Here is a 22,607-nt window from a genome sequence, read left to right on the forward strand (position 1 = left end):
CGCATCATGACCCCCGAACACCTTCCGACAGAACAGTACGACGCCCAGTTAGCTGAGAAAGTAGTGCGTCTGCAGAGCTTAATGACGCCATTTTATGCACAGGCTCCGGAAGTGTTTCGCTCACCGGTCAGCCATTACCGTATGCGCGCCGAATTCCGTCTGTGGCATGACGGTGATGACCTGTACCACATCATGTTCGACAGCCAGACCAAAAGCCGTATTCGCGTCGACAGCTTTCCGGCAGCCAGCGAGCTTATCAACACGCTGATGACGGCAATGATCGACGGCGTTCGCAACAACCACGTCCTGCGCCACAAACTGTTTCAGATTGATTACCTCACAACCCTGAGCGATCAGGCGGTGGTATCGATGCTGTACCATAAAAAGCTGGATGATGAATGGCGTAAGGAAGCCGAAGCGCTGCGAGATGCGCTGCGGGCGCAAAACCTGAATGTGCATCTGATTGGTCGGGCCACCAAAACCAAAATCGAGCTGGACCAGGACTACATTGACGAACGCTTGCCGGTTGCAGGCAAAGAGATTATCTACCGCCAGGTTGAGAACAGTTTTACCCAACCAAATGCCGCAATGAATATCCAGATGCTGGAATGGGCAATTGATGTCACCAGAGGATCAAAAGGCGACCTGCTTGAGCTGTACTGCGGTAATGGCAACTTCTCGTTAGCTCTGGCGCAAAACTTCAACCGCGTACTGGCCACTGAAATCGCCAAACCGTCCGTGGCAGCTGCGCAGTACAACATCGCGGCTAACCATATTGATAATGTACAAATTATCCGCATGGCGGCTGAAGAGTTTACTCAGGCGATGAACGGGGTTCGCGAGTTCAACCGTTTGCAGGGAATCGATCTGAAGAGTTACCAGTGTGAAACCATTTTCGTTGACCCACCGCGCAGCGGTCTGGATAGCGAAACGGAGAAAATGGTGCAGGCGTATCCGCGTATTCTGTATATCTCCTGCAATCCGGAGACATTGTGTAAGAACCTGGAAACGTTAAGCCAGACGCACAATGTTTCACGCCTGGCTCTGTTCGATCAGTTCCCGTATACGCACCATATGGAGTGCGGAGTGTTACTGACCGCAAAATAAGTGATGACCTGGCCGGGGGCGCTTCGCTTGCCCGGCCGACAAAAATTACTCCACAATTTCCTGCTTACGATTACGCACTTTAAAACCGATCCAGAACACCAGAATCACCGACAGTACCGCCGGGAAGAAGTTAGAGCCAATATCCGGGTATTCAGCGCGAACCACGGTGCTGTACAACAGAACACCGAGAATAAAACAGGCGGCAGCCAGGCCCGGCAGCCCCACAGGCATGGTGCGGTTCTGATAGCGTTGATGCAGACAATAAACCGTCAGCACCAGCGAAATAATCGGGAATACTGAGAATGGCACAATGGAGCTAAACAGCGCCGCAAATGTGCCATTGATCGATAAGCCAGCAACCAGCGCCAGCAGCAGCGTACCTTTATCTTGACCTGACTGTTTCATTGCTCGTCCTTCTCGTTACTCGGAGTGGTGCGTCATCTTCTCTTGTTCACGGCGGTACCAGTAAAATGCGCCTTTGGCGATCATGCGCAATTGCAATACCAGCCGCTCTTCCAGCTGTCGACGCTGTTCGGCGCCAACATCCAGTGCTTCTGCCCCGGCGCTGAACACAATGGTTACCATGGCTTCAGCTTGCGCTTCAGTAAACGCACGAGGCATATGGTTTTCGAGTTCCAGATAGTCCGCAAGTTCCGCAATGAAGTGCTGAATTTCACGTGCGACCGCTGCACGAAACGCTGCGGAAGTCCCAGAACGCTCGCGCAATAATAAACGGAAGGCGTTGGGATTGTTGCCGATGAACTCCATAAATGTTGAGACCGAGGTGCGGATCACACTCCCGCCTTTAGCGATGCGCTGACGCGCCTGGCGCATCAACTGGCGCAGCATCAGACCACTCTCGTCCACCATCGTCAGGCCGAGTTCATCCACATCGCGGAAATGGCGATAAAACGAGGTTGGCGCAATGCCCGCTTCACGAGCGACTTCGCGTAGACTGAGGCTGGCAAAACTACGCTCAGCGCTGAGTTGACTAAATGCGGCTTCTACCAGCGAACGCCGGGTTTTCTCTTTTTGTTGCGCTCTAACGCCCATCACGATGTCTGAATCCTTCCACATACCTTGCTGGCACTATACCAGAGATTAGGCGGTTGGCATGGCTTTGTGAATGATTGTTTACGCGCAGTTTGTGCTTCGACTTCGCAAAAAAGCACAACGATAATTGGGTTATCTCAACAACGATGTTACTATTCTGTTGCTTTTATGTATAAGAACAGGTAAGCCTGACCATGTCACATTCCTACGATTACGATGCAATAGTAATAGGTTCCGGTCCCGGCGGCGAAGGCGCTGCGATGGGTCTGGTTAAGCAAGGAGCGCGCGTCGCGGTTATTGAGCGCTATCATAACGTCGGCGGAGGCTGTACCCATTGGGGCACCATCCCGTCGAAAGCCCTCCGCCACGCCGTCAGCCGTATCATTGAATTCAATCAGAACCCACTTTACAGCGACCACTCCCGACTCCTTCGTTCTTCTTTCGCCGATATTCTCAACCACGCTGATAACGTCATTAATCAGCAAACGCGCATGCGGCAAGGGTTTTACGAGCGTAACCACTGCGAAATTTTGCAGGGCAATGCCCGTTTTGTTGATGAACACACGATCGCCCTGGAATGCCACGACGGCACGGTGGAAACGCTGACTGCGGATAAGTTTGTTATTGCCTGTGGCTCACGCCCTTATCACCCAACTGACGTCGATTTTTCGCACCCACGCGTTTACGACAGTGATTCTATCCTCAGCCTGCATCACGAACCTCGCCATGTTCTGATTTATGGCGCAGGCGTGATTGGCTGTGAATATGCGTCGATCTTCCGTGGAATGGACGTAAAAGTTGATTTAATCAACACCCGCGATCGTCTGCTGGCATTCCTCGATCAAGAGATGTCCGATTCGCTCTCATACCACTTCTGGAACAGCGGCGTGGTCATTCGCCACAATGAAGAGTATGAGCGGATTGAAGGCTGTGATGACGGCGTCATCATGCACCTGAAATCCGGTAAAAAGCTGAAAGCAGACTGTCTGCTGTACGCCAATGGTCGCACCGGTAATACCGATTCGCTGGCACTGGAAAATATTGGTCTGAAAACGGACAGTCGCGGGCAGTTGAAGGTCAACAGCATGTACCAGACGGCGCTGCCGCACGTCTATGCCGTTGGCGATGTGATCGGTTATCCGAGCCTGGCATCGGCGGCCTACGACCAGGGACGCATTGCCGCCCAGGCGTTGGTCAAAGGCGAAGCCACCGCGCATCTGATTGAAGATATCCCGACCGGGATTTATACCATTCCAGAAATCAGCTCCGTTGGTAAAACCGAACAGCAGCTCACGGCAATGAAAGTTCCATACGAGGTTGGCCGTGCCCAGTTTAAACACCTGGCGCGGGCGCAAATCGTCGGCATGAGTGTCGGAACGCTGAAGATTTTGTTCCATCGCGAGACCAAAGAGATTTTGGGGATCCACTGCTTTGGGGAACGCGCAGCCGAAATTATTCATATCGGTCAGGCGATCATGGAGCAAAAAGGTGGTGGTAACACCATCGAGTACTTCGTTAACACCACCTTTAACTACCCAACCATGGCGGAAGCCTATCGGGTAGCGGCGCTAAATGGCTTAAACCGCCTGTTTTAACGCACTGTCGAAATGGCCATCCATTGATCCCCGGATGGCCTCTGCCAGCTGTTCATAACGGCTGCGCAGCGGCGAGCCAGGGCGATACACCAGGCCAATCGTCCGGCGTGGTTCAGGCTTAATGCACGGCAGATAGACCACACCATCACGCTTACGCTCCGGCGGCACAGCCAGCGCAGGCAGTAAAGTAATACCGCTGCCTGCCGCCACCATGTTGCGCAGCGTTTCCAGACTGGTTGCCCGGAAATGGGTGTCTTCATCAGCACCGGCTTCAAAGCAGAAGCCCATCGCCTGATCGCGCAGACAGTGACCATCTTCCAGCATCAGCAGTTTTTCACCTGCTAAATCTGACATCGGCACACAGTCGCGGTTGGCCCATGGGTGATCTTCATAGATCGCCAGCAGCATAGGCTCATCAAATAACGGTACTTCGATGAACGCCTCACTCTCTTTCACCAGCGCCAGAATGACGCAGTCGAGCTTACCGCTATCCAGTTGCGCCAGCAGCTGATGTGTCTGCGCTTCATGCAGGTACATTTCCAGTTTCGGGAAGGTCTGGTGCAACATAGGGATAATATGCGGCAACAGGTATGGTCCCACCGTTGGGATCAAACCAATGTGCAGCGGGCCTGACATTGTCTCGCCTTGTTGGCTTGCCATTTCCTTGAGCACTTTGACCTCGCGCAGCACAGTACGCGCCTGATCCACCAGCAGTAAACCTGCCTGAGTGAACAGCACTTTACGACTCGTACGCTCCAGCAGCATAACGCCAAGCTCATCTTCCAGTTTGCGGATTTGCCCGCTAAGCGTTGGCTGGCTGACGTGGCAGGAATCCGCCGCTCGCCGGAAGTGACGATGCTCGGCTAGCGCCACCAGGTATTCAAGATCACGAATATTCATTATTCATCCTCCATCGCCACGATAGTTCATGGCGATAGGTAGAATAGCAACGAACGATTATCCCTATCAAGCTTTCTGTTTAATAATGCACCACAGAAACGGAACGGTACCCTTTAACCCTTGAAGCGCCTGTCCGTTCTCATACTCGAAATAACTAAAGCCAACGTGAACTTTTGCGGACCTCTGGTCCGCTTTTTTTTTGCGTAAAAAAGCCCGGCGTAATGCCAGGCTCTGATAACTTTTTGTCTGATGGCGCTACGCTTATCAGGCCTACAACAACAAAGGTTATGCGATACGCGCCTTCGCGTAATCGATCGCCTGCGCAACCTGCTGCGGTGAAACACCACCTTTCGCCGCGCGCTTATCGAGGCACGACTGCAGCGAGAGAATCGGATAGACGTCATCGCCAATCACCGCGCTGAACTTTTGCAAGTCGGCCAGCGACAATGCTTCCAGCGGTTTACCCTGACGAATCGCCTCAACCACCGTTTCACCTACGATATGGTGTGCTTCGCGGAACGGAACACCTTTGGCAACCAGATAATCCGCCAATTCAGTGGCGTTGGCATAACCCTGCTGCGCCGCTTCCTGACAACGCGGACGTTTCACCTGAATGCCATCCAGTACCAGCGCGGCCATGTGTAAACAGTCCAGCCAGGTATCGAGTGCATCGAACAGGCCTTCTTTGTCTTCCTGCATGTCTTTGTTGTACGCCAGCGGCAGACCTTTCAGTGTCATCATCATGCCGGTCAGCGCACCTTGTACGCGTCCACATTTGCCACGGATCAGCTCTAATGCATCCGGGTTTTTCTTCTGTGGCATCAGAGATGAACCTGAGGTCACACGATCGGATAACTCAACAAAGCCCGCTTCACCGGTGTTAAAGAAAATCAGATCTTCAGCAAAACGCGACAGATGCACCATGCCGATAGAGGCATCAGAGAGCAACTCCAGTACATGGTCACGATCAGAAACGCTGTCCAGACTGTTGCGGGTCGCCGAGGCAAAGCCCAGCCAGCCTGCCAGTCGCTCACGATCGATTTCATAGGCCGTACCCGCCAGCGCGCCGCAGCCTAACGGACTAACGTCCAGACGCTTAAGCGCATCCTGCAGACGGCTCTCATCACGCGCCAGCATTTCGACATAAGCCAGACACCAGTGAGCAAACGTCACCGGCTGTGCACGCTGCAAGTGCGTGTAACCCGGCATAACCGCATCCTGATTATTTTGCGCGGTGTCGACTAACGCGCTTTGCAACTGACGATTCGCAGACAGCAGTTCCATGACCGTGTCTTTGCACCACAGTTTAAGATCAGTGGCGACCTGGTCATTACGGCTACGCCCGGTGTGCAGTTTTTTACCTAACTGCCCGACTTTATCAATCAGCTTGCCTTCCACCCAGCTGTGAATATCTTCCGCATCACTTTGCAGGATCTGCTGCGGATTTGCGCGAACCTCTTCCAGCAGAGTGTTCAGCGCTTCTTCCAACTGTAGTTGTTCATCAGCAGTCAGTACGCCGACGGTTACCAGCGCTTTGGACCAGGCCACAGAGCCGACAATATCCTGCTCTGCCAGGCGGTAGTCAAAACGTAACGAGTCGTTGAACTGTTTGAACCGCTGATCTGCTGCCTGTGTAAAACGCCCACCCCAAAGTGCCATAACATCGTTCCTTTATTCATTAGTTCCGCCGGGTGGCGCTGCGCTTACCCGGCCTACAGTCATTCAATAAAATTTTACGCTAAAATCCGCGTACCAATCGGCGTGCCGTTAAACAGCGCCGGGAGTTGCTCAGCATGACGCCAGGAAGCGATATCTACCGGGCGCCCCAGCGTACGCGCAGCATCCAGCGCCGCATTGACCTTCACGATCATGCCATCGGTAATAATGCCCTGCTCAATCAACTGTTCCGCTTTCGTCGCGGTCATTTCGGCAATACGCTGGCCTTTACCATCCAGAATACCACTCACATCAGAGAGCAGGATCAGATCAGCACCCAGCGTTGCCGCCAGCGCCGTCGCCGCCTGATCGGCATTGACGTTCATCAACAGCCCATCTTCAGTAACGCCAATGGAACTCACTACCGGCAGAAACCCCCCTTCCAGCAGCGTGTTAATCAGCTTAGGCGAACCCGGCTGCGCCAATCCAACATGACCCAACTCTTTATCGAGTGGCGTCACTTTTACACTGTCGCCATCACCAAGATACAGACCCACAGAGGCAATTTGATGTTTCTTCGCCCAGGCCAGTAAAGTTTTATTCGCGGTTCCCGCCAGTGCCCCCGTGATGATGTCGATTTGATCGGCTGGCGTAACACGCAGACCATTTTTCTTTTTCACCGGCAGATTGAGTTGTTTCATCAGCTCGTCGACGACACAGCCACCACCGTGGACAATGACCAGCGGACGCTGATGCGACTCGCGATAATTTACCAGCGCGGTAAACAGACGCTCCAGCGCCTCTTCGCTATCCAGTAAAACGCCGCCCAGCTTGATAATTAATGGATTCATCATTGCACCCTTAAATAAGAGACTGCGTCTCAGCAAAGCCGAAACGGATATTTGCGCACTGCATCGCCTGTGCCGCCGCGCCCTTCAATAAGTTATCTTCAGTCGCTACCACAATCAGGTGCTCGCCCTGTACGGCGAACCCGATATCACAGAACGGTAAGCCAACCACGTTCTTCAGCGCCGGAACACCTTTATCATACAAACGTACCAGTGGTTTATCGCCATACGCCTGTTGCAACGTCTGGGCCACCTGCGCATGAGTCACGCCCGCTTGCAAACGGCAGGTAATGGTTTCCAGGATCCCACGCGGGAAATTGCCCAAATGCGGGGTGAAGATCACCTCCGTACCCAGGTGAGTCGCGATTTCCGGCTGATGGCGATGAGTAAACACGCCATACGGTTGCAGGCTCACTTCACAAAAGCTGTTCGAAATAGCGGCCTTACGGCCCGCACCGCTCACCCCACTGGTGGCGTTAATCACCGGCCACTGACTGAGATCCAGCAGCCCGGCATCAATCAGTGGTTTCAGCGACAATTGTGCCGCCGTCGGGTAACAACCCGGAACAGCAATCAAATTCGCGTCTTTCAGACTGTCTGCGCTCCACTCCGCCAGGCCGTACACTGCCTGCTTCAGCAGGTCAGGATGCTGATGGGTAAAGCCGTAATATTTTTCATAGAACGCGCCGTCGTTTACGCGAAACGCGCCCGAGAGGTCAAACACCACACACCCGGCACGCAGAAACTGCGGTGCCAGATCATGACTGACCTCGTGAGCCGTCGCGAGGAACACAACGTCCACCCCTGCGCTAAACTCGCTGATATCGGACATTGGCTGTAACGGCAAATCGACAATGCCTTTTAGCTGCGGATGTAAATCGGAGATTAATTTTCCTGCATCATTGCTTTGCGCTGAGACGGTCAAAGCGGTTATGGTCATATCAGGATGGCGATTTACATAGGTCACAAGCTCTGCGCCAGCGTAGCCACTGGCGCCCACAATCAGCGTATTCAACATCGGGGCTGCTCACCTTCTTAGATTCGGTTGCCAGGTATAAGCCTTTATCACCTCACCTTACACTTGGTGGGTTTTATTACGCTCAACGTTAATGTATTTTTATTCACAAATACTGCATGAATATTGATACTATCATGACCCGAGGTGTGTCAACAATGAAAAACAATTTACCGCCATTTATCGAGATTTACCGCGCTCTGATTGCCACACCGTCGATTAGCGCAACCGAAGAAGCGCTCGATCAAAGCAATGCAGGTTTAATCACTCTGCTGGCGAACTGGTTTAAAGATTTAGGCTTCAATGTTGAAGTTCAGTCAGTTCCTGGTACGCGCAATAAATTCAATATGCTGGCGAGTGTCGGGCAAGGGGCTGGCGGCCTGTTGTTGGCAGGCCATACCGATACCGTACCTTTTGACGATGGACGCTGGACGCGCGACCCCTTCACCCTCACCGAGCACGACAATAAGCTCTACGGTTTGGGTACGGCGGATATGAAAGGCTTTTTTGCCTTTATTCTCGATGCACTGCGCGGTGTAGATGTAACGAAACTGAAAAAGCCACTCTACATTCTGGCCACCGCTGATGAAGAGACCAGTATGGCCGGCGCACGTTACTTTTCTGAAACGACTTCGCTCCGCCCGGACTGCGCGATCATTGGCGAACCGACATCTCTGCAGCCCGTTCGCGCGCACAAAGGCCATATCTCTAATGCGATTCGAATTTTGGGTCAGTCGGGTCATTCAAGCGATCCGGCACGCGGCGTGAATGCGATTGAACTGATGCATGATGCCATTGGCCATATCATGAAGCTGCGCGATGACCTGAAAGAACGCTATCACCATGACGCCTTTACCGTGCCGTACCCCACGTTAAATCTGGGCCATATTCATGGCGGCGATGCTGCTAACCGTATCTGCGCCTGCTGCGAACTGCATATGGATATTCGTCCACTACCCGGCATGACGCTTAACGATCTGAATGGGCTACTCAACGATGCGCTGGCCCCGGTCAGTGAACGTTGGCCGGGTCGCCTGACGGTATCGGAACTGCATCCGCCCATTCCTGGCTATGAGTGTCCGCCGGACCATCAGCTGGTCGAGGTGGTTGAGAAACTACTGGGCGCACAGACTGAAGTGGTGAACTACTGCACCGAAGCGCCCTTTATCCAGACGCTTTGCCCAACGCTGGTGTTGGGCCCAGGCTCCATTAATCAGGCACATCAGCCGGATGAATATCTGGAAACACGCTTTATTAAGCCAACCCGCGAATTAATCACCCAGGTTGTGCATCACTTCTGCTGGCATTAACCGCTTATCGCCTCGCTAACCCTTTAGTGGTAAGCGAGGCAATTTATTAACATTTCCATAAGCAACGCTTATTTGGTTCGATGTGAATTAAATAACGTAAATTGCCGCCATTTTTTCGTTTGCTGAACCGATTTCGCAGCAATTGACGCCACGAGTTTTACGTGGCTTTATAAAAGACGGCTAAAAAGTTAAGCCCGAAAAATACAGGGCTAATAATTTCAAGATGGGGTGTCTGGGTAAATATGAACGAACAATATTCCGCGTTGCGTAGTAATGTCAGTATGCTCGGCAAAGTGCTGGGAGAGACCATCAAGGACGCGCTGGGAGAGAACATTCTCGACCGCGTAGAAACAATCCGTAAGTTGTCCAAGTCATCCCGCGCTGGCAATGAAATCAATCGCCAGGAATTGCTCACCACGCTGCAAAACCTGTCTAACGACGAGCTGCTGCCGGTTGCCCGCGCGTTTAGCCAGTTTCTGAACCTGGCCAACACCGCCGAGCAGTACCACAGCATTTCGCCAAAAGGCGAAGCTGCCAGCAACCCGGAAGTGATTGCTCGCACTTTGCGTAAACTGAAAGACCAGCCCAACCTCGATGAAACCACCATCAAGAAAGCCGTGGAATCGCTGTCTCTGGAGCTGGTACTGACCGCGCACCCAACCGAAATCACCCGCCGCACCTTGATTCATAAAATGGGTGAAGTAAACGCATGCCTCAAACAGCTTGATAACAAAGATATCGTTGATTACGAACGCAATCAGCTGATGCGCCGTCTGCGTCAGTTGATTGCTCAGTCCTGGCATACGGATGAAATCCGTAAACTACGACCAAGCCCGGTTGATGAGGCCAAATGGGGCTTCGCAGTGGTTGAAAACAGCCTGTGGGAAGGCGTACCTAACTACCTTCGCGAGCTAAATGAACAGCTGGAAGAACATCTGGGCTATAAGCTACCTGTTGATTTTGTTCCGGTGCGTTTTACCTCCTGGATGGGCGGCGACCGTGATGGAAACCCGAATGTCACCGCCGATATCACCCGCCATGTGCTGCTGCTTAGCCGTTGGAAAGCCACCGACCTGTTCCTGAAAGACATCCAGTTTTTGATTTCTGAACTGTCGATGGTAGATGCCACACCGGAGCTGCTGGCATTGGTGGGCGAAGAAGGCGCAGCGGAACCTTACCGTTATCTGATGAAAACGCTGCGTTCACGTCTGATGGCAACCCAGGCCTGGCTGGAAGCCCGTCTGAAAGGCGAAAAACTGCCAAAGCCTACTGGCCTGCTAACCCAAAACGAACAGCTTTGGGAGCCGCTGTACGCGTGTTACCAGTCTCTGCAGGCCTGTGGTATGGGCATCATCGCCAATGGCGAGTTGCTCGACACCCTTAGGCGCGTGAAATGTTTTGGCGTACCGCTGGTACGCATTGATATTCGTCAGGAAAGCACCCGTCATACCGAGGCTCTGGGCGAATTGACCCGGTATCTGGGCATTGGCGACTACGAAAACTGGTCAGAAGCGGATAAACAAGCGTTCCTGATCCGTGAGCTGAATTCCAAGCGTCCGCTGCTGCCGCGTCACTGGGAACCGAGCAACGACACCCGCGAAGTGCTGGACACCTGCCAGGTCATTGCCGAAGCCCCTTACGGCTCCATTGCCGCCTATGTTATCTCGATGGCGAAAACCCCGTCAGATGTGCTGGCCGTACACTTGTTACTGAAAGAAGCTGGTATCGGTTTTGCTATGCCGGTCGCACCGCTGTTTGAAACGCTGGACGACCTGAACAACGCCGATGACGTCATGTCCCAGCTACTGAATATCGACTGGTACCGCGGCTTTATTCAGGGCAAACAGATGGTCATGATTGGCTACTCTGACTCCGCAAAAGATGCGGGCGTGATGGCGGCCTCCTGGGCGCAATACCAGGCACAGGACGCGCTGATCAAAACCTGCGAAAAAGCGGGTATCGAACTGACGCTGTTCCACGGTCGCGGCGGCTCCATTGGTCGCGGCGGCGCGCCTGCCCATGCGGCACTGCTCTCTCAACCACCAGGTAGCCTTAAAGGCGGCCTGCGCGTGACAGAACAAGGCGAGATGATCCGCTTCAAATACGGCCTGCCGGAAGTCACCATCAGCAGCTTGTCGCTGTACACTGCCGCAATTCTGGAGGCTAACCTGTTACCGCCGCCGGAGCCAAAAGATGGCTGGCGTCATATCATGGATGAGCTTTCAGATATCTCCTGCGATCTCTATCGTGGATATGTTCGTGAAAACAAAGACTTTGTACCTTACTTCCGTTCCGCAACACCTGAGCAGGAACTGGGCAAGTTACCGCTCGGCTCACGTCCGGCAAAACGTCGCCCGACCGGTGGCGTAGAGTCTCTGCGTGCTATTCCGTGGATCTTCGCCTGGACGCAGAACCGCCTGATGCTTCCGGCCTGGCTGGGTGCGGGTACGGCACTGCAAAAAGTGGTTGAAGACGGTAAGCAAAGCGAACTTGAAGCAATGTGCCGTGACTGGCCATTCTTCTCCACGCGTCTTGGCATGCTGGAGATGGTATTCTCAAAAGCTGACCTGTGGCTGGCGGAGTACTACGATCAGCGCCTGGTCAAAAAAGAGCTTTGGCCATTGGGTGAAGAACTGCGTCAACGTCTGGAAGCCGATATCAATGTGGTGTTGGCAATCGCCAATGACTCACATTTGATGGCCGACCTACCGTGGATTGCCGAGTCTATTCAGTTAAGAAATATTTATACTGACCCACTGAACGTCTTACAGGCCGAATTATTATATCGTTCGCGCCTGGCAGAAGAGCAAGGTCATGCACCAGACCCACGCGTCGAACAGGCGCTGATGGTGACAATTGCTGGCGTTGCTGCCGGTATGCGTAACACCGGCTAATTTTATGCCTGTCACCCTCGTGCTATTGCGCGAGGGTGACATAAAATACTGCTGTCATAACCATCTCATTTTTAATATATTCCTGTCTGCATTTTATACATCCAATGGATATTTGTTAGCAGAACGCGATTTTCGACTCGCATTGCTTCAGATCCTCTTAAGGTTTAGCCGCTAACGTTGGCGCTACGATTAAAGACAGGCTCACACTATGCAATCCTTACAACTCCAGTCTAAACCCAAATTTAGCTGGAAAGCCCTGGGTTGGGCACTCCTCTATTTTTGGTTCTTCTCTACCTTACTCCAGGCCATTATTTATTGTACTGGCTATAGCGGAACTAACGGATTACGCGACTCAATACTGTTCAGCTCATTGTGGTTGATTCCGGTATTCTTATTCCCGAACCGTATTCGCATTATCGCCGCCGTTATTGGTGTGGCACTCTGGGCTGCTTCATTGGCCGCGCTGAGTTATTATGTTATTTACGGACAAGAATTCTCACAAAGCGTTCTGTTCGTCATGTTTGAAACCAACGCTAACGAAGCCCGCGAATATCTGAGCCAATATTTCAGTCTCAAGATCGTACTTATCGCACTGGCCTATACAGCAATCGCAATCCTGCTGTGGACGCGTTTACGCCCGGTTCATATTCCGTCGCCATGGCGTTATTTGGTGTCATTTGCACTGTTGTACGGTTTAATTCTGCACCCAATGACCGTCAATACGTTTATCAAGCATAAGCCTTTTGAGAAAACGTTGGGCGGCCTTGCATCGCGCATGGAGCCTGCCGCGCCATGGCAGTTCATCTCGGGTTATTATCAATACCGTCAACAATTGACCGCATTAAATAGCCTGCTGAATGAGAACAACGCATTGCCGCCACTGGCTAACTTTAAAGACAATTCAGGTGATGCTCCGCGTACGCTGGTGCTGGTGATTGGCGAGTCAACGCAACGTGGCCGCATGAGCCTGTACGGCTACCCACGTGAAACCACGCCGGAACTGGATGCGCTGCATAAATCCGATCCAAATTTCACCGTGTTCAATAATGTCGTGACCTCACGTCCGTACACGATTGAAATCCTGCAACAGGCGCTGACCTTCGCAAACGAGAAGAACCCGGATTTATATCTGACGCAGCCGTCGTTGATGAATATGATGAAACAGGCGGGTTATAAAACTTTCTGGATCACCAACCAGCAAACAATGACCGCCCGTAACACCATGCTGACCGTATTTTCCCGGCAGACAGACAAGCAGTTCTATATGAACCAGCAGCGTACCCAAAGTGCGCGTGAATACGACAGCAATGTGCTGGCACCGTTTAAAGAAGTCATGGCCGACCCGGCACCGAAAAAGTTCATCATCGTTCACTTGCTGGGTACACACATTAAATACAAATTCCGCTATCCGGAAGGCCAGGGTAAGTTTGACGGTAATACCGAGAACGTACCTGCAGGTCTGAGCAGTGATGAACTGGAGTCATATAACGATTATGACAATGCCAACGTCTATAACGACCATATCATTGCCAGCCTGATCAAAGACTACAAAGCAACTGATCCAAACGGCTTCCTGCTCTACTTCTCTGACCATGGTGAAGAAGTGTATGACACGCCGCCACATAAAACGCAGGGCCGTAACGAAGACAGCCCAACGCGCCATATGTATACGGTACCGTTCCTGCTGTGGACGTCTGAAAAATGGCAGGCTGCGCACCCACGCGACTTCTCGCAGGATGTTAATCGCAAGTACAGCAGTTCTGAACTTATCCATACCTGGTCAGATTTAGCCGGCTTTACGTACGACGGTTTCGATCCGACCCGTTCTATTACCAGCCCGGAGTTCAAAGAGACGACCCGCTGGATTGGTAATCCGTACAAGAAAAACGCCCTGATTGATTACGACTCCTTGCCTTACGGCGATCAAATCGGGAATCAGTAACGCCCTCTCAGGCCACTCTTTAAGAGTGGCCTTTTTTTATGATGACGGTTACTGTTTCCCTGTCCACGATCTGTCAGGGATTCACATGTATCACAACATCAGCCACCTACTTTCCCGCCTGATTAACGGTCCCTTACCGCTGCATCAGGTTTACTTCGCCAGCAGCAATGCCGCAACGCCAGAACTGGCGTACAAGGCAGATTTTCCGCGACTGGAAATCGTGCTGGAGGGGCAACTTTCGGATACGGGTATCGGGAACATACTTGTTCCCGGAGACGTTCTGTACGTCCCGGCAGGAGGCTGGAATCTTCCGCAATGGCAAACGCCCGTCACCATGCTGACGATTCTGTTCGCTAAGCAGCAGTTAATCTTTAGCGTTATGCAATGGGATGGCCGCCAGTTTCAACATCTCGCCAATCAACATGTGGCACGCCGCGGACCGCGTATCGGCTCCTTCATGCTACAGGCACTCAATGAAATACAAATGCAGCCCCAGGAGCAGCAAACCGCGAAATTAATTATTGCCAGCCTGTTCAGCCATTGCCGTGACCTGCTCGGTAGTCAAATCCAGACGGCATCGCGTAGCCAGGCACTTTTCGGCGCCATTCGCGACTACATTGACGAACGCTACGCCTCTCCGTTGACCCGCGAATCCGTCGCCCAGGCTTTTTACATCTCACCGAATTACCTTTCGCATCTGTTTCAGAAAACCGGAGCCATTGGTTTTAACGAATATCTCAACCACACCCGACTTGAACAAGCGAAAACGCTATTGAAGGGCTACGATCTGAAAATTAAAGAAGTTGCACACGCCTGCGGGTTCGTCGACAGCAACTACTTCTGTCGCCTGTTTCGCAAAAATACCGAACGTTCACCATCTGAGTATCGTCGGCAATATCACAGCCAGTTAACGGAAAAAGAGACGTTCCCACATTAAGGTGAAGTCGCGACAAAACCCACAAAGGACAAAAAACATATTTACTGGACTTTTGTAATATCAAAAAGAAACACGCATCCTCCGCCATCAGATTAAACTGGCCAACCAAGAACATGTGAAGTATCTCCCACTTTCACCGATATATTACATTTGTCCAGCTTTTGACAGATTTGTCAGATAGCGAAGTATACCGAAACACTCTTATCCTGAGCACAGCAAAGTATCCCGGTAACGGGCTGCTAACGAGAAATTAAGAGGGTGTTTTATATGGAACTGTACCTGGATACCGCCAACGTCGCAGAAGTTGAACGTCTGGCCCGCATTTTCCCTATCGCGGGCGTCACCACCAACCCAAGCATTATAGCGGCAAGCAAAGAATCCATCTGGGATGTGCTGCCGCGCCTGCAAAACGCCATTGGTGAAGAGGGCATTTTATTTGCCCAGACCATGAGCCGGGATGCACAAGGCATGGTGGAAGAAGCCAGACGCCTGAGCAACGCCGTACCCGGCCTGGTGGTGAAGATTCCCGTCACGGCTGAAGGTCTGGCCGCGATCAAAATGCTGAAAAAAGAGGGTATCACCACACTGGGCACCGCGGTATACAGTGCTTCTCAGGGTCTGCTGGCCGCACTGGCTGGGGCTAAATACATCGCGCCTTACGTTAACCGCATTGATGCTCAGGGTGGTGACGGTATCCGCACAGTACAAGAACTGCAAACATTGCTGGAACTGCATGCGCCAGACAGCATGGTGCTGGCAGCCAGTTTTAAGACACCGCGCCAGGCGCTGGATTGCTTACTGGCAGGATGTGCCGCAATCACCCTGCCATTAGACGTAGCGCAACAAATGCTCAATACCCCTGCGGTAGAGTCAGCAATAGAGAAGTTTGAGCAGGACTGGAACAACGCATTTGGTCACATCAACCTGTGAGGGAAATAAAGTATGGATCGCATTATTCAATCACCTGGTAAGTACATCCAGGGTGCTGATGTTATTACCCGTCTTGGCAGCTATCTCAAACCACTGGCAGAACGCTGGCTGGTCGTTGGGGACAAGTTTGTCTTAGGATTTGCACAATCTGCGCTGGAAAAAAGCTTCCAGGATGCCGGACTGGCGCTGGAGATTGCACCGTTTGGTGGTGAATGTTCACAAAACGAAATCGACCGCCTGCGTGGCGTGGCGGAAAAAGCGCAATGCGGGGCAGTACTCGGTATTGGCGGCGGTAAAACGCTGGATACCGCCAAAGCGCTGGCGCACTTTATGGGTGTACCGGTTGCCATTGCGCCAACCATCGCATCTACCGATGCGCCATGTAGCGCGCTGTCCGTTATTTACACCGATGCGGGTGAATTCGACCGCTATCTGCTGCTGCCGAACAACCCGGACAGGGTCATTGTTGATACCAAAATTGTCGCGGGTGCGCCTGCGCGGCTGCTGGCAGCAGGTATCGGCGATGCGCTGGCAACCTGGTTTGAAGCACGAGCCTGCTCACGCAGCGGCGCCACCACCATGGCGGGTGGTCAGTGTACTCAGGCGGCGCTGGCGCTGGCAGAGCTGTGCTTTAATACGCTGATCGAAGAAGGTGAAAAAGCGATGCTGGCTGCAGAGCAGCACGTGGTTACACCAGCACTGGAGCGCGTGATTGAAGCCAACACCTATCTGAGCGGCGTCGGTTTTGAAAGCGGCGGCCTGGCAGCGGCTCACGCCATTCATAATGGTCTGACCGCAATCCCGGATGCGCATCACTATTACCACGGCGAAAAAGTGGCTTTTGGCACGCTGACGCAACTGGTGCTGGAAAATGCGCCGGTAGACGAAATCGAAACCGTTGCGGCGCTGTGCCATTCCGTTGGTTTGCCGATTACCCTGGCGCAACTGGACATCAAACAGGATATTCAGGCGAAAATGCGCATTGTGGCAGAAGCGGCTTGTGCCGAAGGCGAAACCATCCACAACATGCCGGGCGGCGCAACGCCGGACCAGGTGTATGCCGCCCTGCTGGTGGCTGACCAGTACGGTCAACGTTACCTGCAAGAGTGGGAATAACCTGCAAATAGAAAATCCCCGCAAATGCGGGGATTTTTTTATTCCTACGATGCCGGACCCGCGCAAGCGACATCCGGCATTTTCTATTACAGCAGATCGAAACGGTCCAGGTTCATCACTTTCACCCATGCCGCGACAAAGTCCTTCACGAACTTCTCGTGGGCATCGCTGCAGGCATAAACTTCTGCCAGCGCACGCAGTACCGAGTTAGAGCCAAACACCAGGTCGGCGCGAGTTGCGGTGTATTTCACTTCACCGTTCAGACGGTCACGACCTTCAAATACCTCTTTCGATTCGTCAGTCGCTTTCCATTCGTTACGCATATCCAGCAGGTTGACGAAGAAGTCATTGCTGAGCACGCCAGGACGATCGGTAAAGACGCCATGCTGGCTACCATCAAAGTTGGCACCCAGTACGCGCATCCCGCCTACCAGCACGGTCATTTCCGGTGCTGTCAGGGTTAACTGCTGCGCTTTATCGATCAGTAACGACTCGGTGGTCGACACGTCAGGACGGGCACGATAGTTACGGAAACCATCTGCAATAGGCTCCAGCAGCTCAAACATCTCGATATCGGTTTGGTCCTGACGCGCGTCTACGCGGCCCGGAACAAAAGGCACAGTGATGTTAACACCCGCCGCGCTTGCCGCTTTCTCGACACCGACCACACCGGCCAGCACGATAATGTCGGCCAACGAGGCGGTATGAGCAGATTTATAAATACCTTCCAGCACAGGCAGAACACGTGCCGCAGTCGCATTCACATCCCAGCCGCGTTGTGGTGCCAGCGCCAGGCGAGCACCGTTAGCGCCACCACGTTTGTCACCGCCACGGAAAGTCGATGCGGAAGCCCACGCCACCGATACCAGCTCACTGACAGAAAGCCCGGAAGCTGCAATGGTCGCCTTCAGGTTAAGAATGTCTTCTTCACTTGGGTTGAAGAACGCATGCGGCAGTGGATCCTGCCAAATCAGATCTTCTTGCGGTACTTCCGGCCCGATGTAACGCGCTTTCGGCCCCATATCACGGTGCGTCAGTTTAAACCACGCACGAGCAAAGGCTTCGTTGAACGCCTGCGGATCGTTAAGGAAACGACGAGAGATCTTCTCGAACTCAGGATCAAAGCGCAAGGTCAGGTCGGTGACCAGCATTGTTGGCTTGCGTTTTTTCGACGGATCAAACGGATCGGGGATAATCTCCGGTGCGTCAACCGCTTCAAACTGAATAGCGCCTGCCGGGCTGCGAGTTTGCACCCACTCATATTTGAACAGGTTCTCGAAGAAATAGTTGCTCCACTGGGTCGGAGTCTGCGTCCAGACAACTTCCAGACCAGAAGTGATGGCATCTGCACCCGAGCCGCTGCCGTAGCTGCTGGCCCAGCCCAGGCCCTGCGCTTCAATTGGTGCAGATTCAGGATCAGGACCAACATGGGATGCAGGTGCTGCTCCGTGGGTTTTGCCCAACGTATGACCACCACCAATCAGCGCAACAGTTTCTTCGTCGTTCATCCCCATATTACCGAAGGTCGCACGAATAGCCGCTGCCGCAGAAAGCGGTTCACCACTGTGATCAGGACCTTCTGGGTTCACATAGATAAGACCCATTTCGGTTGCGCCAAGCGGGGCTTTTGCCAACTCTTCAGGATGGCGGTGAGTCAGCCAGGCTTTCTCATCACCCCAGTTTACGTCCAGATCCGGTTCCCAGACATCTTCACGCCCTGCGCCAAAACCGAAGGTACGGAAGCCTGAGTTTTCCAGCGCCACGTTACCCGCGAGGATAAACAGATCGGCCCAGGAAATTTTCTGACCATATTTCTGCTTGATTGGCCACAGCAGACGACGCGCCTTATCAAGGCTAACGTTGTCCGGCCAGGAGTTCAGTGGTGCAAAACGCTGCTGTCCGCGACCCGCGCCGCCGCGTCCATCGATGGAGCGATAAGTCCCTGCACCGTGCCATGCCATGCGGATAAACAATCCAGCATAGGTTCCCCAGTCAGCGGGCCACCACGGTTGAGATTCGGACAGAAGGGCTCTGAGATCCCCTTTCAGGGCAGAATAGTCGAGTTTGCTAAATTCTTTGCGGTAGTTGAAGTCCTCGCCCAGCGGGTTCGAACGGTTGGAATGTTGGTTCAGCAAATCTACACGGAGTTGATTAGGCCACCAGTCGCGGTTGTTCGTTCCTGCTCCCGCGCTCTGATCGTGACTGCCCTGATGAAAAGGACACTTACCGGCAGTTGATGCGTTATGGCTATCGTCGGACATGCTCATCTATATGCTCCCTTTACAGTGTTCTGACTACGATATACACCACCAGAGATAAGATATAGTCGAAATAACCCACAGATTCGATAGCTAATTCCTTTTATATTTTACGTTACAGAGATGTAGATCAAAATGATCAATAAAAAGCCCTCCGTAGAGGGCTGGGGCATCTGTTTAATTCGGTCTTACACCCAGTGTGTGACAAATAGCGTAGCTCATCTCAGCGCGGTTGAGCGTATAGAAGTGAAAATCTTTCACCCCTTCGCGACTGAGGATCTTCACCATGTCCATGGCGATATTCGCCCCTACCAGCTTGCGGGTTTCGGCATCATCATCCAGACCATCAAACATTGTCGACATCCAGGAAGGGATACGAACATTGGTCATATCGGCAAATTTCTTCGCCTGCTTAAAGTTAGAGACCGGCAGGATACCCGGAATAATTTCCACATCGATGCCTGCTGATACGCAACGGTCGCGAAAACGCAGGTAGCTTTCCACATCAAAGAAGAACTGGGTGATCGCCCGGTTTGCACCGGCATCAACCTTACGCTTCAGGTTCAGCAAATCAGCCTGAGCACTCTTCGCTTCCGGATGAACTTCCGGATAAGCGGCAACAGAGATATCAAAGTCTGCAACGTCTTTCAGCAGCGTCACCAGGTCAGAAGCATACATATCCGGTTTACCGCTTCCCGGCGGCAGGTCACCACGCAGGGCAACAATATGACGAATACCGTTGTTCCAGTAGTCCTGAGCAATGGTACGCAGCTCATCACGGGTCGCATCAATGCAGGTCAGGTGCGGCGCTGCTTCAAGACCCGTGCGATCCTTAATACCTTTAATAATGCTGTGCGTACGGTCGCGCTCACCCGAATTTGCCCCGTAGGTCACGGAAACAAACTTCGGCTTCAGGCTGCTCAGACGATCGATGGAGTTCCACAGGGTTTGTTCCATTTCACTGGTGCGCGGCGGGAAAAACTCAAACGAAACGTTAATCTGACCGGCAACTTCCGCCAGGCTCTGATTCAGGGCTTCCCGCTGGTTGGCGTGAAAAAAGCTCATACCTTACCTCATCAATCTTTTGTCGTTATATGTTGTATTGTGAACTGCTATACGTTTAGACGTCTAGATGTAAAAATGACGGAAAAGCACGCTGGCGTCAACACAAAAATCATCGATAAAGGTGAGGAATACTCAGCCAACGTGAAAAAAATTCACATCAGCTTGAAATGGTGAAGGATTGCATCATGAGTTCTTGCACCCACTGCAACCGGCTCTCATTTTCAGGCAACATCACGAACCCGGCACGGATACACAGCTCAGCATCGCTCAGTGGATGGAATACCACGCCCTGGCGCTGGATAGCGGCCAATGAAGCCGGGAGCAAACTTAAACCATCGCCCTGGGCAATCCGCGCAAGCAACACATCATGCTCCAGTGGTTCTTCAAGACAGGAAGGAGAGTAACCAGCGCGGTGGAAAATCTGCCGGGTATAGTCAAAGAAAGCCGGGTTACGTTCCCGCTGGAACCAGAACAACGGTCGGTGGTTAAGTGCCGATAAGGAAAGAGAGGTCGTACAAGCCTCTGACCAAAAGGAGGGTAATGCAGCAATTATCGGCTCTTGCCAGGCTAAAGGGATGACGGTAAGCCCAGATGCCTCAATAGGCAAAGCCACCAACGCCGCATCCAGTTTGCCTCGCCTTACCTGACGAACAAGTTCAGGTGAGCCGTGACGCATGACACGCAGCATTTTTACACGAGCATTTAGCATTGATTCAAGCGCCACAAAAACACCCTGTTCAAACGCCGTGCTTAATCCTAAACGCAGAGGTTGCACCTCCATCTGCGCTAGCTGGCTCAATGCAATATAGGTCTTGTCCTGTAGCGCCAGCAGTGGGCGCACCATTTCTAATACATGCTGGCCCTCTTCCGTCAATGTCAGCCCACGGGTATGACGGACAAAAAGCGTCACCCCCAGACGTTCTTCAAGCTGGCGAATATGGCGGCTTAGCGGCGGCTGCGACATAAAAAGACGTTGCGCCGCACGGCTCATGTTGTTCTCTTCGGCCACTACGGTGAAGTAGCGCAGCAGACGGATATCCAGAGAGTGCAGGGGCGATATTGTCATACCAAAAAAGTATCACGGAAACGGTATTATCCCAATCATTCTGCGCGCTCTATCCTCACGCCACAGACCACACGATAGAGGAAGAAATGATGCTTTCAGAACGCTTTATTACCGGTCAGGAGATGTTGCAAAAAGTGGATGGCAAAGGGGGCGATGCGGTCATCGAAAGTCTGCAGGACATTGCGCCAGACTTCGCCCAATACCTGATTGAATTTCCTTTTGGCGACATCTATTCAAGACCGGGGCTGGATTTACGCAGTAGAGAAATAGCTACCGTCGCGGCATTAACTGCGCTGGGTAACGCCACACCGCAACTGAAAGTACATATTGGTGCGGCATTACACGTGGGTTTAACGCAGGATGAGATCGTTGAAGTGATTATGCAGATGGCCGTATATGCTGGCTTCCCCGCGGCACTCAACGGTGTGTTCGCCGCAAAAGAGGTGTTTGCCTCCCACAAAGGCTAAAACAACAGGCCAGCGGATTATCTGCTGGCCTGAGTATCTGCTGGGTTATGCCGCACTGCATTGCCGGGCATGCGGCAGCTATCCCCCGTTGTTTAATGGGGAACAATTTCGCGAACATCACGCCTCGCTTTGGTTTGTGGATGAAGAAATCAGTGACGATCAACACACCAGACCCTGGCAGTTACTGGGCAAAAGTTATCAGGGATGGTGGCAAAACCAGTGGCAAATTTGGCAACAAGGCGACACGCGTAAAATGGTGTGTTTGTTAACAGGGGGTCAGGTTGAAAAAGGAGCGTTAATAACCCTGGCGGCAAGTCATCATTTTCTCAACGGGTTGCAGCAACAGACGGAATTTCAGCAAAGCCCACGTTACTCTGCCCATTCTGTGTTTCAGACGATAAGGACGCTGTAAATACAACGCCCTCATTGATAAACGGTAATGATGCCG

19 protein-coding genes are annotated in these 22,607 nt (G+C 52.5%); 10 read left to right on the forward strand and 9 right to left on the reverse strand.

Translation table 11 applies throughout. The features are described 5' to 3' along the window. Window positions 1-6 precede the first annotated feature (6 nt). Window positions 7-1,107: a tRNA (uridine(54)-C5)-methyltransferase TrmA gene (trmA, locus tag I6L54_RS00255; RefSeq protein WP_137378533.1), complete on the forward strand. Its 1,101-nt coding sequence runs from the start codon at window positions 7-9 to the stop codon at window positions 1,105-1,107. A gap of 45 nt (window positions 1,108-1,152) precedes the next feature. On the opposite strand, the gene I6L54_RS00260 is transcribed toward trmA, so the two are convergent. Together I6L54_RS00260 and fabR are read right to left on the reverse strand one after the other, a co-directional pair. Next, window positions 1,153-1,512: a YijD family membrane protein gene (locus I6L54_RS00260; RefSeq protein ID WP_003028863.1), complete on the reverse strand. Its 360-nt coding sequence runs from the start codon at window positions 1,510-1,512 to the stop codon at window positions 1,153-1,155. 15 nt (window positions 1,513-1,527) lie between these two features. Then, a complete protein-coding gene (fabR, locus tag I6L54_RS00265; RefSeq protein WP_003028862.1) occupies window positions 1,528-2,163 on the reverse strand; it encodes an HTH-type transcriptional repressor FabR in 636 nt (211 codons plus the stop codon). A 191-nt stretch (window positions 2,164-2,354) separates the two neighbouring features. Here fabR and sthA point away from each other — a divergent pair, with 191 nt between their 5' ends. Further along, window positions 2,355-3,755: a Si-specific NAD(P)(+) transhydrogenase gene (gene sthA / locus I6L54_RS00270; protein WP_040233022.1), complete on the forward strand. Its 1,401-nt coding sequence runs from the start codon at window positions 2,355-2,357 to the stop codon at window positions 3,753-3,755. Here sthA and oxyR read toward each other — a convergent pair. The 4 genes from oxyR to argC all read right to left on the reverse strand — a co-directional run bounded on the left by oxyR (window position 3,738) and on the right by argC (window position 8,177). After that, the gene (gene oxyR, locus I6L54_RS00275) at window positions 3,738-4,655 is read right to left on the reverse strand and encodes a DNA-binding transcriptional regulator OxyR (protein ID WP_003028858.1); all 918 of its coding nucleotides are present in this window, start codon (window positions 4,653-4,655) and stop codon (window positions 3,738-3,740) included. The genes sthA and oxyR overlap by 18 nt on opposite strands. Before the next feature lie 285 nt (window positions 4,656-4,940). Next, on the reverse strand, window positions 4,941-6,314 hold the full coding sequence (argH, locus tag I6L54_RS00280) for an argininosuccinate lyase (RefSeq protein ID WP_040233023.1): 1,374 nt from the start codon (window positions 6,312-6,314) through the stop codon (window positions 4,941-4,943). Window positions 6,315-6,388: 74 nt separating this feature from the next. Next, entirely contained in the window at window positions 6,389-7,165 is a 777-nt protein-coding gene (argB, locus tag I6L54_RS00285) for an acetylglutamate kinase (protein ID WP_137378532.1), read from the reverse strand. 7 nt (window positions 7,166-7,172) lie between these two features. Continuing rightward, a complete protein-coding gene (gene argC, locus I6L54_RS00290) occupies window positions 7,173-8,177 on the reverse strand; it encodes an N-acetyl-gamma-glutamyl-phosphate reductase (RefSeq protein WP_040233026.1) in 1,005 nt (334 codons plus the stop codon). Window positions 8,178-8,332: 155 nt separating this feature from the next. On the opposite strand from argC, the gene argE reads away from it, so the two are divergent. The 6 genes from argE to gldA all read left to right on the forward strand — a co-directional run bounded on the left by argE (window position 8,333) and on the right by gldA (window position 17,303). Next, on the forward strand, window positions 8,333-9,484 hold the full coding sequence (gene argE / locus I6L54_RS00295) for an acetylornithine deacetylase (RefSeq protein ID WP_040233028.1): 1,152 nt from the start codon (window positions 8,333-8,335) through the stop codon (window positions 9,482-9,484). A 242-nt stretch (window positions 9,485-9,726) separates the two neighbouring features. Continuing rightward, a complete protein-coding gene (gene ppc, locus I6L54_RS00300) occupies window positions 9,727-12,378 on the forward strand; it encodes a phosphoenolpyruvate carboxylase (protein WP_040233030.1) in 2,652 nt (883 codons plus the stop codon). Between the two features lie 208 nt (window positions 12,379-12,586). Then, window positions 12,587-14,320: a phosphoethanolamine transferase CptA gene (locus I6L54_RS00305; protein ID WP_005121686.1), complete on the forward strand. Its 1,734-nt coding sequence runs from the start codon at window positions 12,587-12,589 to the stop codon at window positions 14,318-14,320. Window positions 14,321-14,405: 85 nt separating this feature from the next. Continuing rightward, window positions 14,406-15,257 (forward strand): AraC family transcriptional regulator, encoded by an 852-nt coding sequence (locus I6L54_RS00310; RefSeq protein ID WP_040233033.1) that lies wholly within the window; start codon window positions 14,406-14,408, stop codon window positions 15,255-15,257. A 267-nt stretch (window positions 15,258-15,524) separates the two neighbouring features. Then, window positions 15,525-16,187, forward strand: coding sequence for a fructose-6-phosphate aldolase (gene fsa, locus I6L54_RS00315; RefSeq protein ID WP_040233034.1), 663 nt, complete (start codon window positions 15,525-15,527; stop codon window positions 16,185-16,187). A gap of 12 nt (window positions 16,188-16,199) precedes the next feature. After that, on the forward strand, window positions 16,200-17,303 hold the full coding sequence (gene gldA, locus I6L54_RS00320) for a bifunctional L-1,2-propanediol dehydrogenase/glycerol dehydrogenase (protein ID WP_040233035.1): 1,104 nt from the start codon (window positions 16,200-16,202) through the stop codon (window positions 17,301-17,303). Between the two features lie 86 nt (window positions 17,304-17,389). On the opposite strand, the gene katG is transcribed toward gldA, so the two are convergent. The 3 genes from katG to I6L54_RS00335 all read right to left on the reverse strand — a co-directional run bounded on the left by katG (window position 17,390) and on the right by I6L54_RS00335 (window position 21,692). Continuing rightward, window positions 17,390-19,570: a catalase/peroxidase HPI gene (katG, locus tag I6L54_RS00325; RefSeq protein ID WP_005121691.1), complete on the reverse strand. Its 2,181-nt coding sequence runs from the start codon at window positions 19,568-19,570 to the stop codon at window positions 17,390-17,392. A gap of 168 nt (window positions 19,571-19,738) precedes the next feature. Then, complete coding sequence (metF, locus tag I6L54_RS00330; RefSeq protein ID WP_005121692.1) at window positions 19,739-20,626, reverse strand: methylenetetrahydrofolate reductase; 888 nt, start codon at window positions 20,624-20,626, stop codon at window positions 19,739-19,741. Between the two features lie 157 nt (window positions 20,627-20,783). Next, on the reverse strand, window positions 20,784-21,692 hold the full coding sequence (locus tag I6L54_RS00335) for a LysR family transcriptional regulator (RefSeq protein WP_040233037.1): 909 nt from the start codon (window positions 21,690-21,692) through the stop codon (window positions 20,784-20,786). Window positions 21,693-21,781: 89 nt separating this feature from the next. Here I6L54_RS00335 and I6L54_RS00340 point away from each other — a divergent pair, with 89 nt between their 5' ends. Both I6L54_RS00340 and I6L54_RS00345 read left to right on the forward strand, forming a co-directional pair. Continuing rightward, window positions 21,782-22,159, forward strand: a complete 378-nt coding sequence (locus I6L54_RS00340) for a carboxymuconolactone decarboxylase family protein (protein ID WP_005121694.1) — start codon at window positions 21,782-21,784, stop codon at window positions 22,157-22,159. Beyond that, the gene (locus I6L54_RS00345) at window positions 22,140-22,571 is read left to right on the forward strand and encodes a hypothetical protein (RefSeq protein WP_052463778.1); all 432 of its coding nucleotides are present in this window, start codon (window positions 22,140-22,142) and stop codon (window positions 22,569-22,571) included. The genes I6L54_RS00340 and I6L54_RS00345 overlap by 20 nt, the downstream gene beginning before the upstream one ends. Window positions 22,572-22,607: the final 36 nt, after the last annotated feature.

The organism is Citrobacter pasteurii (genome assembly GCF_019047765.1).
Lineage (GTDB): Bacteria > Pseudomonadota > Gammaproteobacteria > Enterobacterales > Enterobacteriaceae > Citrobacter > Citrobacter pasteurii.

Excerpts from the sequence above, each read along its gene's own strand:
- trmA (WP_137378533.1), top strand. The coding sequence starts at position 7 with ATGACCCCCGAACACCTTCCGACAGAACAGTACGACGCCCAGTTAGCT.
- I6L54_RS00260 (WP_003028863.1), bottom strand. The coding sequence starts at position 1,512 with ATGAAACAGTCAGGTCAAGATAAAGGTACGCTGCTGCTGGCGCTGGTT.
- sthA (WP_040233022.1), top strand. The coding sequence starts at position 2,355 with ATGTCACATTCCTACGATTACGATGCAATAGTAATAGGTTCCGGTCCC.
- oxyR (WP_003028858.1), bottom strand. The coding sequence starts at position 4,655 with ATGAATATTCGTGATCTTGAATACCTGGTGGCGCTAGCCGAGCATCGT.
- argH (WP_040233023.1), bottom strand. The coding sequence starts at position 6,314 with ATGGCACTTTGGGGTGGGCGTTTTACACAGGCAGCAGATCAGCGGTTC.
- argB (WP_137378532.1), bottom strand. The coding sequence starts at position 7,165 with ATGATGAATCCATTAATTATCAAGCTGGGCGGCGTTTTACTGGATAGC.
- argC (WP_040233026.1), bottom strand. The coding sequence starts at position 8,177 with ATGTTGAATACGCTGATTGTGGGCGCCAGTGGCTACGCTGGCGCAGAG.
- argE (WP_040233028.1), top strand. The coding sequence starts at position 8,333 with ATGAAAAACAATTTACCGCCATTTATCGAGATTTACCGCGCTCTGATT.
- ppc (WP_040233030.1), top strand. The coding sequence starts at position 9,727 with ATGAACGAACAATATTCCGCGTTGCGTAGTAATGTCAGTATGCTCGGC.
- I6L54_RS00305 (WP_005121686.1), top strand. The coding sequence starts at position 12,587 with ATGCAATCCTTACAACTCCAGTCTAAACCCAAATTTAGCTGGAAAGCC.
- I6L54_RS00310 (WP_040233033.1), top strand. The coding sequence starts at position 14,406 with ATGTATCACAACATCAGCCACCTACTTTCCCGCCTGATTAACGGTCCC.
- fsa (WP_040233034.1), top strand. The coding sequence starts at position 15,525 with ATGGAACTGTACCTGGATACCGCCAACGTCGCAGAAGTTGAACGTCTG.
- gldA (WP_040233035.1), top strand. The coding sequence starts at position 16,200 with ATGGATCGCATTATTCAATCACCTGGTAAGTACATCCAGGGTGCTGAT.
- katG (WP_005121691.1), bottom strand. The coding sequence starts at position 19,570 with ATGAGCATGTCCGACGATAGCCATAACGCATCAACTGCCGGTAAGTGT.
- metF (WP_005121692.1), bottom strand. The coding sequence starts at position 20,626 with ATGAGCTTTTTTCACGCCAACCAGCGGGAAGCCCTGAATCAGAGCCTG.
- I6L54_RS00335 (WP_040233037.1), bottom strand. The coding sequence starts at position 21,692 with ATGACAATATCGCCCCTGCACTCTCTGGATATCCGTCTGCTGCGCTAC.
- I6L54_RS00340 (WP_005121694.1), top strand. The coding sequence starts at position 21,782 with ATGCTTTCAGAACGCTTTATTACCGGTCAGGAGATGTTGCAAAAAGTG.